The organism is Flavobacterium xylosi (genome assembly GCF_042787345.1).
GTDB classification, from domain to species: Bacteria; Bacteroidota; Bacteroidia; order Flavobacteriales; family Flavobacteriaceae; genus Flavobacterium; species Flavobacterium xylosi.
In genome coordinates, this window is record NZ_JBHZPZ010000012.1 from 81,986 (window position 1) to 96,281 (window position 14,296).

14 protein-coding genes are annotated in these 14,296 nt (G+C 34.4%); 7 read left to right on the forward strand and 7 right to left on the reverse strand.

Going from position 1 to position 14,296, the window contains the following annotated elements:
- Window positions 1-46: 46 nt before the first annotated feature.
- The 4 genes from ACFX5E_RS11295 to hisS form a co-directional block, all read right to left on the reverse strand.
- Window positions 47-970 (reverse strand): ABC transporter ATP-binding protein, encoded by a 924-nt coding sequence (locus ACFX5E_RS11295; RefSeq protein ID WP_379855262.1) that lies wholly within the window; start codon window positions 968-970, stop codon window positions 47-49.
- 143 nt (window positions 971-1,113) lie between these two features.
- Window positions 1,114-2,229, reverse strand: coding sequence for a molecular chaperone DnaJ (dnaJ, locus tag ACFX5E_RS11300; protein ID WP_379855263.1), 1,116 nt, complete (start codon window positions 2,227-2,229; stop codon window positions 1,114-1,116).
- A gap of 78 nt (window positions 2,230-2,307) precedes the next feature.
- Window positions 2,308-2,880 (reverse strand): nucleotide exchange factor GrpE, encoded by a 573-nt coding sequence (locus ACFX5E_RS11305; RefSeq protein WP_379855264.1) that lies wholly within the window; start codon window positions 2,878-2,880, stop codon window positions 2,308-2,310.
- Between the two features lie 495 nt (window positions 2,881-3,375).
- Window positions 3,376-4,752 (reverse strand): histidine--tRNA ligase, encoded by a 1,377-nt coding sequence (gene hisS / locus ACFX5E_RS11310; protein ID WP_379855265.1) that lies wholly within the window; start codon window positions 4,750-4,752, stop codon window positions 3,376-3,378.
- Window positions 4,753-5,415: 663 nt separating this feature from the next.
- Here hisS and ACFX5E_RS11315 point away from each other — a divergent pair.
- Window positions 5,416-6,657 (forward strand): ABC transporter permease, encoded by a 1,242-nt coding sequence (locus tag ACFX5E_RS11315; RefSeq protein ID WP_379855266.1) that lies wholly within the window; start codon window positions 5,416-5,418, stop codon window positions 6,655-6,657.
- 212 nt (window positions 6,658-6,869) lie between these two features.
- Here ACFX5E_RS11315 and prmC read toward each other — a convergent pair whose 3' ends face one another.
- A complete protein-coding gene (gene prmC, locus ACFX5E_RS11320; protein WP_379855267.1) occupies window positions 6,870-7,775 on the reverse strand; it encodes a peptide chain release factor N(5)-glutamine methyltransferase in 906 nt (301 codons plus the stop codon).
- 179 nt (window positions 7,776-7,954) lie between these two features.
- Entirely contained in the window at window positions 7,955-8,440 is a 486-nt protein-coding gene (locus ACFX5E_RS11325; protein WP_379855268.1) for a GNAT family N-acetyltransferase, read from the reverse strand.
- Window positions 8,441-8,557: 117 nt separating this feature from the next.
- Between ACFX5E_RS11325 and ribD the strand changes: the two genes are divergently transcribed.
- The 3 genes from ribD to ACFX5E_RS11340 are packed head-to-tail and all read left to right on the forward strand — an operon-like array spanning window position 8,558 to window position 10,839.
- Window positions 8,558-9,601 carry a bifunctional diaminohydroxyphosphoribosylaminopyrimidine deaminase/5-amino-6-(5-phosphoribosylamino)uracil reductase RibD gene (gene ribD / locus ACFX5E_RS11330; protein WP_379855295.1) on the forward strand — a complete coding sequence of 348 codons (1,044 nt, stop codon included), beginning with the start codon at window positions 8,558-8,560 and terminating at the stop codon, window positions 9,599-9,601.
- Window positions 9,594-10,196 carry an HAD family hydrolase gene (locus ACFX5E_RS11335; protein WP_379855269.1) on the forward strand — a complete coding sequence of 201 codons (603 nt, stop codon included), beginning with the start codon at window positions 9,594-9,596 and terminating at the stop codon, window positions 10,194-10,196. Before ribD ends, ACFX5E_RS11335 begins: the two co-directional genes overlap by 8 nt.
- Before the next feature lie 13 nt (window positions 10,197-10,209).
- Complete coding sequence (locus tag ACFX5E_RS11340; RefSeq protein WP_379855270.1) at window positions 10,210-10,839, forward strand: IMPACT family protein; 630 nt, start codon at window positions 10,210-10,212, stop codon at window positions 10,837-10,839.
- Between the two features lie 29 nt (window positions 10,840-10,868).
- Here the strand turns inward: ACFX5E_RS11340 and ACFX5E_RS11345 are convergent, their stop codons facing one another.
- Complete coding sequence (locus ACFX5E_RS11345) at window positions 10,869-11,273, reverse strand: acyl-CoA thioesterase (protein ID WP_379855271.1); 405 nt, start codon at window positions 11,271-11,273, stop codon at window positions 10,869-10,871.
- A gap of 184 nt (window positions 11,274-11,457) precedes the next feature.
- On the opposite strand from ACFX5E_RS11345, the gene dnaA reads away from it, so the two are divergent.
- From dnaA to ACFX5E_RS11360, 3 genes are read left to right on the forward strand one after another with little or no spacing between them, the layout of a single operon-like run.
- Window positions 11,458-12,885 (forward strand): chromosomal replication initiator protein DnaA, encoded by a 1,428-nt coding sequence (gene dnaA, locus ACFX5E_RS11350; protein WP_073210580.1) that lies wholly within the window; start codon window positions 11,458-11,460, stop codon window positions 12,883-12,885.
- A gap of 8 nt (window positions 12,886-12,893) precedes the next feature.
- Window positions 12,894-13,361, forward strand: a complete 468-nt coding sequence (locus tag ACFX5E_RS11355; RefSeq protein WP_379855272.1) for a low molecular weight protein-tyrosine-phosphatase — start codon at window positions 12,894-12,896, stop codon at window positions 13,359-13,361.
- Between the two features lie 48 nt (window positions 13,362-13,409).
- Window positions 13,410-14,132, forward strand: coding sequence for an SAM-dependent methyltransferase (locus ACFX5E_RS11360; RefSeq protein ID WP_379855273.1), 723 nt, complete (start codon window positions 13,410-13,412; stop codon window positions 14,130-14,132).
- Window positions 14,133-14,296 lie beyond the last annotated feature (164 nt).

Here is a 14,296-nt window from a genome sequence, read left to right on the forward strand (position 1 = left end):
ATATGTGATTTTTGATTAACGATTTTTGATTTAAATGCATTAACCACTATTTATTACTTACGGTTTGAATAAAAATATCATTTACACTTGGAATCTTTTCTACAAAATGCGTTACTTGTCCACGTTGTGTGAGGACATTCAATAACTCGTTTGGCGTGGCATTCCCTAATTGAATTTCTAGTTTTAATTCGTTGTTAAGCGATTTGAAATTAGCGGGGCCAACCGTGAATTTTTGCGTAATATCATACATCAAACCTTCTACATTATCCGATAATACACCCACTTCGTAACTATTGGTTTTGAATTGCCTTTTGACATCAATCAGCTTTCCTTCAATTAATTTATTTGATTTGTGAATTAAAGCAATGTGATCGCACAATTCTTCCACACTTTCCATTCGGTGCGTTGAAAAAATTATTGTAGCTCCATCTTCTCTCAATTTCAAAATTTCATCCTTTATGACATTCGCATTTACGGGATCAAAACCGGAAAAAGGTTCGTCAAAAATCAACAATTTCGGCTTGTGTAAAACACAAACAACAAACTGAATTTTTTGAGCCATTCCTTTAGACAATTCTTGAATTTTTTTGTTCCACCAACCTTGAATTTCTAATCTTTCAAACCAATATTCCAGTTGCGCTTTGGCTTCTGCTTTTGAAAGTCCTTTCATTTGGGCCAAATACAAGCATTGTTCCCCGACTTTCATCGTATTGTACAATCCTCTTTCTTCCGGAAGATATCCAATATATTGAACGTGTTTGGGCTGTAGCTTTTCACCATCAAGGATAATTTCGCCGCTGTCAGGTAAAGTAATTTGGTTTATGATTCGGATAAGTGATGTTTTCCCTGCTCCGTTTGGGCCCAAAAGTCCGTAGATACTGCCTTTAGGAACAGTCAATGAAACCTCGTTAAGCGCCACATAATCACCGTATTGCTTCACGACTTTATTAACTTCAAGTATATTACTCATGCTGAATATTTAATTGATGTAAATGTAAATAATTAGTACCAAAATAGTTATAATTGTTACATAAAAAACCCATCCTTGTTTTAACAAGGATGGGGAAATATATTTTTTTTTAGACGCGATAAATCGAGTCCCTAGATTTACTATTACGAAAACATATCTTTTACTTTCTCGAAAAATGATTTGTCTGATTTTTCAGGATTTGGAATAAAATTCTCATCCGTCAATGCATTTTCAAAAAATTGTTTTTGCTCTTTGTTCAATGTTTTTGGCGTCCAAACATTCACATGCACTAATAAATCTCCACTACCATAACCGTTGATATTTGGAATACCTTTTCCTTTTAGTCTAAGAATTTTACCGGATTGAATTCCTTCTTCCAATTTAATTCTCACTTTACCGTTTACCGCTTCGATATCTTTAGAAATTCCAAGAACAGCTTCAGCAAAACTGATGTATAAATCGTAATGCAAATTCTCTCCTTCGCGTTTCAAGAACTCATGTTCCAGTTCTTCAATGGCAACAATTAAGTCTCCAGGAATACTATTCCCCGGAGCATCGTTCCCTTTGTTAGACACTTTCAATTGCATTCCGTCAACTACACCGGCGGGAATTTTTATAGATACGGTTTCATCTTCAAGAATCATTCCTTGTGAATCTGCTTCTGCTGGTTTTCTATCTAAAATCTGGCCAGAACCTCCGCAGGTCGGACAGGTTGAAGCAGATTGCATTCTACCCAAAATGGTATTGGTAACTCGCATTACCTGACCTTGACCATTACAAGTAGAACAGGTTTTATAGGAAACACCCGGAGCTTGAACCTTACGTTTTACTTTTACTTTTTTCTCAACACCATTGGCAATTTCTTCCAATGTCAATTTTACTTTGATACGCAGGTTGCTTCCTTTAGCGCGACGAACTCCGCCACCGCCACCTCCGCCAAAACCTCCGAAACCGCCTCCGAATATATCACCAAACTGACTGAATATGTCATCCATATTCATTCCGCCGTGACCACCTCCGCCAAAACCGCCTGAACCATCAAATGCTTGATGACCATATTGATCGTATTTCGCTTTTTTCTGAGGATCGCTTAGTACTTCATACGCTTCGGCTGCTAATTTGAATTTTTCTTCTGCCGATTTGTCTCCAGGATTTTTGTCAGGATGATGCGCAATTGCTTGCTTTCTGTAACCTTTTTTAATTTCGGCAGCATCAGCATTTTTTGAAATGCCTAATATTTCGTAAAAATCTTTTTTCATTTTTATTTTTTCTTTTGTTGAGCCGCACCTTAGTGCGCCTCTATGCGTGATGCAAAGACGTGATTAATCGCCTATCTATTACTGCCCAATAACAACTTTAGGAAAACGGATGATTTTGTCTCCCAATTTGTATCCTTTTTCAAGAATATCAACAATTTTCCCTTTCATTTTCGGAGCAGGAATTTGAGTTATTGCTTCAGCAAAATCAGCATCAAAAACATCGCCAGTCTTAACCTCAACTTGTTCTAATCCTTTTGAAACTAAAGTGTTTTTTAATTTTTCATGGATAAGTTCAACACCTTTCAATAAAAGTTCATCTTCTGATTTGATTATTTCAACCATAGCTCTGTCAAAATCATCTAAAACAGGAAGCATCGCCAATAAAACCTCTTGGTTTGCCGTTTTAAACAACTCGATACGCTCTTTTGTAGTTCTTCGTTTGTAATTTTCAAATTCAGCAAATAAACGCAAATACTTATCTTTTTCCTTGGCTAAGTCTTGTGTTAATTGCTCTTCTACACTTAATTCCTCAATAATAAGTTGTTCTCCGTTCGCATTATTCTCTAATGTTACTTCGTCTATTTCTTGATCGATTTCTGTATTTTCAGTAGTCATATTACTTATATTTTTAAAAATATTCTTAAACTTCATTTTTTATTCTTTTCTATGGATTGCAAAAGTACTGCCAATTCTTTCAAAATGTCAAATTGTCACTCTTTTATTAAAACAGCCTTTAATTTTCATTTTATTCTTCTTAAAACAATTACATCTTCAATCTGCAAATTTTAATATAATTTTATGATTATCTCGATATAGTTTGTATAAATTTGTGTAAGTTTTTTTTAAAGATGAAAAAACTAAAGGTTCCCTAAAAAATTATTAATTCACCATTGTATTATATTAAAAAAAGCTTCGTTTTTCCAAACGAAGCTTTTTTTGTGCTATAAAATTAGTAACCTGACTTCAATTAATAATTCACTGTATATTAAAAGTTAAGGAGTCCTGCAAGGTTTCAAAAACCTTGTAGGTATGCTGCAATTAATTTGTCATACCTACAAGGTCAAAAAAGACCTTGCCGGATAGAAATGCAAATTATATATCCCAGATTACCAATAATTTAAAAATAGAATAATAATTGACCTCAGCCTAATAGTATAACAATGCATTTTTTAAACCTTCAAAATCAACAGAAACCTGTTCTCCGGTAATCAGATTTTTTAGCGAATAGAAATTGGATTCCATTTCCTGTTCTCCAATTATCACCGCAAAAGGAATTCCGCGTTTGTCAGCATGCTGAAATTGTTTCGCCACCTTTGTATTATCTGGATACAATTCTACTTTTATTCCTGAAGCTCTCAATTTCTGAATGGCTTGCAATGCATAAAAAGCTTCTTGATCTCCGTAATTAATAAACAATGCTTTGGAAGTTGCCGTAACTGTTTCCGGAAATAAATTCAACTCTTCGATAACCAGGTAAATTCGGTCTAATCCGAATGAAATTCCAACGCCGCTCATGTCTTTCAATCCAAAAATTCCGGTCAAATCATCGTATCGACCTCCACCACCAATGGAACCCATAGCAACTGATTTTGGCGGGGCCACTTCAAAAATAGCTCCTGTGTAATAATTCAATCCTCGTGCTAATGTCACATCTAAATCTAAAATGGAATTATTCAGTCCCAATTTCATCACGTTGTCACAAATGAAACGCAATTCCTCCACTCCTTTCATTCCTTCTGCTGATTCAGAAAGCAATTCAGAAAGCTGCGTTATTTTCTCAGAAATGGTTCCGGTAAAACTGAAAAGTGGTTGTACTTTTAGGATCGCTTCTTCAGAAATTCCTTTCTCCATCATTTCCTTCTTCACACCATCCTCACCTATTTTGTCCAGCTTGTCTAAAGCTACAGTGAAATCTATTAATTTATCTGATGCGCCAATCACTTCGGCAATCCCAGATAATATTTTTCTATTGTTGATTTTGATAGTTACTCCGTTTAAACCTAAAGCGGTAAAAACAGTATCATATAATTGTACTAATTCCACTTCCTGCCACAAGGATTTCGAACCTACCACATCAGCATCACATTGAAAAAATTCTCTGAAACGTCCTTTTTGCGGTCTGTCAGCGCGCCAAACGGGTTGTATTTGATACCGTTTGAATGGAAATTCAATTTCGTTTTGGTGCTTTACTACGTAACGAGCAAAGGGAACGGTTAAGTCATAACGCAATGCTTTTTCCGAAATACTTGAAGTCAGTTTGGTACTGTCTTTATTTTCTAAATGGGTTGCATTGGCTTTCGCCAAATAATCCCCTGAATTTAATATTTTGAAAATCAAGCGATCGCCTTCTTCTCCATATTTTCCCATTAAGGTTTCGGAGTTTTCGAATGAAGGTGTTTCTATCGGTTGGAAACCAAATTTCTCGAAATTATTTTTTATGATCTGAATGATATATTGTCGTTTTGCCACCTCAGTTGGGGAAAAATCTCTTGTGCCTTTTGGAATGCTTGGTTTTGATGCCATTTTTTAATTAGATTTTAGATTGCAGATTTCAGATTCGAATATCAATGTCGTTCCCGTACTAATTTACTCGTCTATTCGAGTGATTTTGAATAGTAATGCGACAGCTTTACTATTCAAAAAAGTATCGAGAAGCTACAACATTAGAGTTCTCGATACATTTTATTAAAAAAAGCTATCGCATTTTTTAATAAAACACTCGAACTGACGAACGATTATTCATCCATTTCTTTAGGAAACGAAATTGATTTAAACATCCAAAATCATATTTCATTTTAGAAAATCTAAAATCTAATCCCAATCCCGAAGTTTCGGGACGGGACTTAAATCTTAAATTTCTTCCTGCAAATATCTTACTTTTTAAAATAATTCTTTCTAAAAAAATTCGCATTTTATTTCCCAAATTGCTAGCCCGGAATAGAGCGGAAATTAAGCGCTAAAAATAATATTATTTTCTTGGCGAAAAGAGCGACCAAGGGAAGCTCCTTTTTGACAATTGAAAATAAATTATTTTTAGCGCTTGATTACTTCCCGTATTTTATATTTAGATTTGAGTTCAGTGAACTTCGTTTGTAACGAAAGTCGGAAATAGCTCCTAAAAATAAATTAGGATTTTAGAAAAGAAAACTTGTAACAAAAATTGTATTTTCGTGTCAAATAGAAACTATGCTAAAATTATTCAAAGAAAATATTCGGATCGCTTTAGGATCTATCAAAACACAACTGCTAAGAACCATTCTTACTGTTTTGATAATTGCTATTGGAATTACCGCATTGGTTGGAATTCTAACCGTGGTTGCTGCTCTGGAAAACACGATTTCATCTGATTTTGCTTCTATGGGAGCGAACACTTTTAATGTCAATCAGTACGAAAATACCGCTCGAAGACAAGGTGGAGAGGAACGAAAAATCATAAATCCAATCATTTCCTACCCGGAAGCTGTTGCTTTCAAAAATAAATATAAGTATCCTTTTACTGAAACTTCGCTTTCTTTTACGGCTACAACTACTGCCGAAGTGAAGTATGAAGGGGCTAAAACGGATCCTGAAAATGCAATTGTTGGAGTCGACGAATATTTCATGACCAATTCTGGTTTAGAAACCAGTTCAGGACGAAATTTCACCGGATTTGATATTCAAAACAATGCTTACGTATGCGTTGTTGGTTCTGATTTTGAAAAGGGATTACTCAAAGATGTCAACCCAATCGACAAAATTATATCGATTAGAGGAGCCCGATTTAGAGTCATTGGTGTTTTAAAAGAAAAAGGGGCCACTTTTGGCAATAAGCAAGATTTAAGGATTTTGATACCTATTCAAGTAGCTCGTTCACTGTTTACAGCACCAAATATAAATTACACGACAAGTGTCATGGTTTCCAGAAAAGAATTATTGAATCAAGCCATTGATAACGCCATAAGCACGATGAGAGGAGTTCGTAAATTAAGTCCGGTAAAAGATAATAATTTTGGAGTGGTTCGAAGTGATGACCTTATTAATCGAATCTTAGGGATTACCAAATACCTAGGACTTGCGTCTTGGCTTATTGGTATTATTACCGTTTTTGGATCTTCGATTGCTTTGATGAATATTATGATTGTTTCGGTGACGGAGCGCACCCGTGAAATAGGAGTTCGTAAGGCATTGGGCGCTAAAAAAGTAACAATTGCCGTTCAATTTTTTATAGAAACTTTATTAATTGGGCAATTAGGCGGTTTGGCAGGAATAATTTTTGGAATATTAATTGGTTTTGGAATTGCGACAGCTATGGATTTTGTTTTTGTAATTCCATGGGGAGCCATTTCGGCAGCCTTTATTACTAGTTTTATGGTGGCAATATTTTCCGGTTTATATCCTGCTGTAAAAGCGGCTTTGCTGGATCCAATTGAGGCTTTGCGATATGAGTAGTTTTCTAGCGTCATTGCGGGGAACGAAGCAATCACGTTCTGTATTTTCCAAAACAATTTGGGCGTGACCCCATTAAAAAAAGGGGCTACTCAGCATACGTGCAAGTTGCCCCTTTTTTTAATGGGGTCGGGTCATCCGCATTACAAGGTAATTTGCTCCTACCCCTCACGCATCCCCTGCAAAACCAAAACTTTTGCATATAACAACCAAAGCTAAAGGCGATTGCTTCGTTCTTCGCAATGGCAACTAATCATCCTGTCATTTCCATAAATATCTTTTCGAAGTTCGATGTTTTTGAAATTCATTTTTTCGAGTAAAACAATCATTTCTTTTCCTAAATATTGATTGATTTCAAAAAATAAATGTCCATTTTCTGAAAGGTTTTTTTGCGCCAATATCGCTATTTTCCTATAAAAAATCAACGCATCATTATCCTCCACGAAAAGAGCCAAATGAGGTTCATTGTCCAAAACATTTTTCTTGATTTCCTCTTTTTCTAAATTCCGAACATAGGGCGGATTGGAAACTATGATGTCAAATTGTTGCTTCAAATCTTCTGTTTCAAGAATGTTTTGTTCGATAAAAGTAACCTTTACGTTATTGAGTTCCGCATTTTTATTGGCTGTAGCCAAAGCTTTTTCAGAAACATCTATGGCATAAACCTGTGAATTCGGAATATTTTTCGCCAATGAAATAGCGATGCAGCCGCTTCCGGTTCCAATATCCAGAATTTTTAAATCTTTGATTTTTTCACCCGAGCCCATAGGGCGAACAGACGAAGTAATCTTTGAATTACTTTTAATGATCCATTCGACTAATTCTTCGGTTTCCGATCTGGGAATCAAAACGTTTTCATTAACTTCAAAATCCAACCCATAAAAACTCGTTTTACCCAATAAATATTGAACTGGAATTTCCTTTTTTAGTTGTTCCAAAATGGAGTTCCAAACCACAATTTCTTCTTGCGAAAATTCTAGATCAGGACGCAAAGCCAAATCAATTCTTTTCAACTGATTTTTATCTTCCAGAATCAAATAGAAAAAACTCTCCGCTTCTCCCGCATCGTAAATGGGATTGAGTTCTTGAATAAATTGGCTTCTGTATTCTTTTATTTTCATTTTATTGTTTGAATTGCCGTTGGTTTTAATCAACGGAATAAAATATATTAATAGCTATTGGCTTTCGCCAAAATTCAGCATCAAATTTTGGCTAAAGCCAATAATAATGTAAATTTCAGAGTCCGCTGGTTAAAACCAACGGCAATTCATCTTTATTCAAAAATGATTATAAATTATCTTTACAAATCCTTCAACATCCAAACTGGACATGAAGTATGGCCTGTGCTTCCCATTGGAGCACTTATGTATTCGAAGCCTACTTTTTTATATAATTTCTGTGCATCGAGCATAAAAGGCATGGTTTCTAAATAACATTTCTCAAAACCAAAATCCTTCGCACTTTGCAAACATTTGGCCATCATTTGGCTTCCTATTCCCAAACCGCGAGTTTCTGGAAAGAAATACATTTTTTGCAATTCACAAATCTTCTCCGCCTCATTTTCAAGTTGAGCAACTCCAGCTGAACCGATAATTCGGCCTTCTTTTTCAACGACGTAATAAACCGATTTTGGTTTATTGTATTCCTCAAACATCAAATCCAAATAAGGATCTTCGTAAGCAGTTCCAACTTTTGGAATATTCAATTCGTCAAAAACAGCTCTTATTAAAGCTGCAACTGCACTATTGTCCTCTTTTTTTATTTTTCTAATACTGTAATTTTCCATTTTTTAACGGGGCTAATTTTACTGACAAAAGTAGAAATTGTTTAGTATAATTTTCGAAAGTTTTAAAACAAATCCTCAAGCTTCATGGCTAACCTCAAAAATAACTACTTTTGCAGAGTGAAAACACATGAAAAATACATAAAACGTTGCATCGAATTGGCCAAAAATGGCTTGGGAACGACCTATCCCAATCCTATGGTTGGAAGCGTGATAGTTTACGACGGTAAAATCATTGGAGAAGGCTGGCATAAAAAAGCAGGAGAACCGCATGCCGAAGTAAATGCGATAAATGCTGTAAAAGATAAATCGCTTTTGAAAAAAGCGACTATTTATGTGAGTCTAGAACCGTGCAGTCATTTTGGAAAAACGCCCCCTTGTTGTGATTTGATTATAAAAATTGGAATCCCAAATGTCGTTATAGGAACTGCAGATCCAAACGAGAAAGTGGCTGGAAATGGCATCAAAAAATTAATCGAAGCCGGAATCAATGTTACCATTGGCATTCTTGAAGCCGAATGCAATGAACTGAATAAACGCTTTTTTACTTTTCACGAAAAGAAAAGACCATACATCATTTTGAAATGGGCCGAAACCAAAGATGGCTTTATCGCTCCTTTACAAAAATTAGAAAAAAAACCAGTTTGGATTACCAATCAATATTCGAGACAATTGGTTCATAAATGGAGAAGTGAAGAACAAGCCATTCTTGTAGGAACCCAAACCGTTATGGATGACAATCCAAAATTAGACGTGAGGGATTGGACCGGTAACAATCCTATTCGGGTTGTTTTAGATCAAAACAATCGCATTTCAAACGAACACCATCTTTTTGACAGCAACGTTAAAACAATCGTGTTTTCGAAATTAAAACCTGCAGTTGAAAAAGAAAATATTATCTTTGAAGTAATTGATTTCGAACAAAATATAGCACTACAAATAACTGAAAGACTCTACAATCATCAAATTCAATCCGTAATTATTGAAGGTGGCAGAAAAACTTTACAGACCTTTATTGATTTAAATCTTTGGGACGAAGCGCGTATTTTTATTGGAGACATCCAAATTAGTGAAGGAATAAAAGCACCAACAATGGTTAAAAGACCATTCGAAAGACTTACAATTGGTGGTGATGAACTAATACTATCTAGAAACGATGATTAATGCAATTATTTTTGATTTTGGAGATATCTTTATCAATTTAGATATACAAGCCACTATGGATGGCCTTAAAAAATTAGGATTATCCGAGTGGAATGATGATTTAGACCATTTAAATACTCAGTTTGAAATGGGACAAATCTCGCGAGAAAACTTTCTTTTTGGCATTCAAAAACACATCCCAAATGCAAGCATTAAAGAGATACTGTTTGCTTGGAATGCGATTCTATTAGACTTCCCCCTGTATCGATTGGAATTTCTTCAAATGCTTTCTAAAAAATATCGATTATTTTTACTGAGCAACACCGATTCCATTCACATAGAAACTTTTGAACAGAAAGCAGGAATTTCCTTTTACAGTGATTTTTACCAATGTTTTGAAAAAGTATATTTTTCTTTTGAAGTTGGACTCAGGAAACCAAGTCCGGAAATTTTCAATTATATTTTAAACAATCATGAATTGTCTCCAAAGAGGACTTTATTCATTGATGATAAAAAAGAAAATACTGATGCTGCACACAAGTTAGGGCTGGAAGTTTGGCATTTAAAAGTTGGCAAAGAAGATATTATTGATTTATTTGACAAAAAAATAATTTAGAAAACAATCCCTTTTGGAATTTAAAGACACCTACAATACCATTGAATTTTCTCCTTCAGCAGTACTATTCAAAGAAAAAAACAGCAAATTCTTTGGTTACGCCTACCCCATTCAATCCGAAGACAAAGTAAAACCCATCATTGACAGTTTACGAAAAGAACATCCTAATGCCGGACATTTCTGTTATGCCTATCAAATAGGTACTGACACCATAACCTATAGAGCAAATGATGATGGAGAACCCAGCAATAGCGCAGGAATGCCTATTTATGGTCAAATTCAGTCATTTTCTGTTACCAATGTGCTTATTGTGGTGGTCCGCATTTTTGGCGGCGTTAAATTAGGCGTAGGAGGTTTGATTTCTGCCTACAAAACGACAGCTCAAATGATTCTTGAAGCGTGTGAAATAGTCGAAAAAACAATTGATATTCATTTTATAATCTCATTTGATTATATCAACATGAATAAAGTGATGCGAGTAATTAAGGAAAAAAAGCTCGAAATTGTGACTCAAGAAATGGAAATAAATGAAAATTCAGGACTTCCAATTGGGAAAATCGAGATTAAAACTCGAAAAAAAAATGCCGAAATGATTTTCGACATTTTTAATTCTATTTTTGAAATCAGTATAAAAAAATGCTAAATTAGAGTTTAAACAGTTTTTTTTAGCAGTTAATCGATAGTTTTTAACAATTCTAAAATATAATCCGGAGGAGCAATTGGACGACCCGTTTTTAAGGACACAAAAACTAAAATAAATTGTGCAGTTGTTAATAACTCTTCCGCTTCATTATAAATAGCACAATCAAATTCTATCTTCACAGAAGTCTGACTTTTAAAAACCGTATGAACGGTAAGCAACTCATCATATCGAGCAGATTTTTTATAATTTATGTTCATAGAAACAATCGGTAAAGCAATCCCGCTTTCTTCCATACTTTTATACGAAATCCCTTTGTTTCTAAGCCATTCCACCCTTCCTATCTCAAAATATGGGATATAATTCCCATGATAAACAACGCCCATTTGGTCCGTTTCTGAGTAGCGAACCCGAACTTGAATTTGATGATCTTTCATTAAATATTTATTAAAATTTAAAATTTATAACTTGCCTTACAACATTAATTTATAAAATTATTACCTATTATATTTTTTTTTACAGAAAATTGTTCACATATTTGTTAACCTGAAAAATAATAGAAACACACTCTTTTTTTTGTAGGATAATAAATACCCCAATAAAAATAATTTAACCGAATATATGAACAAAACTGCTCAATCAGTATGGGAAAACTGTTTGTCTTTTATAAAAGACAACATTCAGGATCAAGCTTACAAAACTTGGTTCGAACCAATCAAATCAGTTGAACTTACCGATAACGCATTATATATTCAAGTTCCAAGTAAATTTTTCTACGAATGGTTAGAAGAACACTACGTGAAATTATTAAAAGTGGCACTTACTAAAGAACTTGGGAAAAATGCGAAGTTACTTTATAAAATCAGAATGGAAAACACTTACGGCAACAAACAACCGTTTACGGAACAATTGCCAAGTGCCAACAGAGTTCCTATGAAGCCTCAGGAAGTTGATGCTCCGTTCAAGAACTTAAACCCTGAATTAAAAAACCCGTTTGTAATTCCTGGAATTCGCAATTTGAAAATTGAATCCCAATTAAATGCGAACTATAGTTTTGACAATTTTCTCGAAGGAGACTCTAACAGATTAGCCAGATCTGCAGGAATGGCTGTTGCCAATAAACCAGGCGGAACCTCATTCAATCCATTGTTGATTTTTGGTGGTGTTGGTCTGGGGAAAACACATTTAGCGCATGCGATAGGTGTTGAAATAAAAGATAAATATCCTGAGAAAACGGTTTTATACATCTCGGCTGAAATTTTCACCCAACAATACATTGACTCGGTAAAGAAAAACAACAGAAATGATTTTATCCATTTCTATCAATTAATCGATGTTTTAATTATTGATGATGTTCAATTCCTTTCTGGAAAATCTGGAACTCAAGATGTATTTTTTCACATATTCAACTATTTACACCAAAATGGAAAACAAGTAATTTTGACTTCGGACAAAGCACCTGTTGATATGCAAGATATTGAACAACGTTTATTATCTCGTTTCAAATGGGGATTGTCTGCTGAATTGCACCAACCAGATTATGAAACCAGAATTTCTATCCTTAAAAATATATTATACAGAGATGGTGTAGAAATTCCTGAAGAGATCATTGAATACGTTGCCCGTAATATCAAATCGAATGTACGGGAATTGGAAGGGGCTATTATTTCTTTAATTGCCCAATCATCATTCAACAAAAAAGAAGTTACACTGGAACTTGCAAAAAGTGTTGTTGAGAAATTTGTCAAGAATGTAAAACGAGAAATTTCGATTGATTACATTCAGAAAATTGTTTCTGATTATTTTCAATTGGATTTAGAAACACTTCAATCCAAAACCAGAAAAAGGCATGTAGTACAAGCCAGACAGTTGGCTATGTTTTTTGCTAAAAAATTCACAAAAGCATCTTTAGCTAATATTGGGTCCCAAATTGGTGATCGTGATCATGCGACCGTATTGCATGCTTGTAAAACCGTTGATAATTTAATGGCTACCGACAAACAATTCAAAAAATTTGTGGATGACATTAATAAAAAATTAACGCTATAAGAAGCATTATGCCCGTAAAAATCTTAATGGTTTGTTTAGGAAATATTTGTCGGTCACCTTTGGCTGAAGGAATATTGGCTGCTAAACTTCCAAAAAATAAATTCAAAGTAGATTCAGCAGGAACAGGTTCATGGCACATTGGTCATTCCCCTGATGAACGTTCCATTGCTGTTGCAAAAAAATATAAGTTAGATATTTCAACACAAAAAGGAAGACAATTCAGCACTAGTGATTTCAACTCTTTTGACTATATATTTGTAATGGATAATGCCAATTACGATGATGTAATGCAACTTGCGGAAAACCAAGAACAAAAAGAAAAAGTCCACCTTGTATTGAATGCTTTATTTCCTAACGAAAATGTAGATGTTCCTGATCCATACTTTGGTTTACCAAACGGTTTTGAAATCATTTACAATATGTTAGATGATGCATGCGATGTGATTGCCAAGCAATTAATAGCCAAACATCAATAAATAAACTTCAATTTATTAAATTAGCTTTAGAAATATAAAATTGCACCAATGAAATCAACTACTCTTTTAGGAAAACTATATTTAATCCCTACCACTATGGGAGATTGCAATCCTATGGATGTTTTGCCACAGACTATAAAAAGAAGTATTGATTTTATTGATTATTATATTGTTGAAAACGATAAAACAGCTCGCAAATCCATCAAGGAAGTTAGTCCCGAGAAGAAGCAATCCGAGCTAAAGCTTTTTGTTTTGAATAAACATACTGAAATAAAAGAACATTTAGATTTCATCAAACCTTTATTGGAAGGTAAAAATGTGGGATTAATGAGTGAAGCAGGTTGTCCCGGTGTAGCTGATCCGGGCGCTGTAATTGTAAAATTAGCCCATGAAAAAGGAATCCAGGTTATTCCTTTGGTAGGTCCTTCTTCCATTCTTTTGGCGATGATGGCATCAGGCATGAATGGTCAAAGTTTCACGTTTCATGGCTATTTACCTATTGAAAAAGACGAAAAGAAAGCCAGTTTTAAAACCTTAGAGAGAGTATCTTTCGAAAAAAATCAATCTCAGATTTTCATCGAAACGCCATATCGTAACAATAAATTACTAGAAGATTTATTACAAACTCTCCATCCCGAGACCCATTTATGCATCGCTACAGATATAACCTTACCAACAGAATATATCAAGACTAAGAAAATTGCAGCTTGGAAAAAAGAAATCATCGATCTACATAAACGTCCCACTATTTTTATAATTCACAAAATGTAAAATTCCTGAATTATAAATTATTGTCCAAAATTAATTATAACATAAAACTTAATTAACCTGTTGGGTGCAATTATTTAAAAATAACAAAAGTTGTTATTTTGTCATTCCGACAGAGGAGGAATCACATGATAGATTCACAAAATGCGATTTTTGGTTCCTCGAAA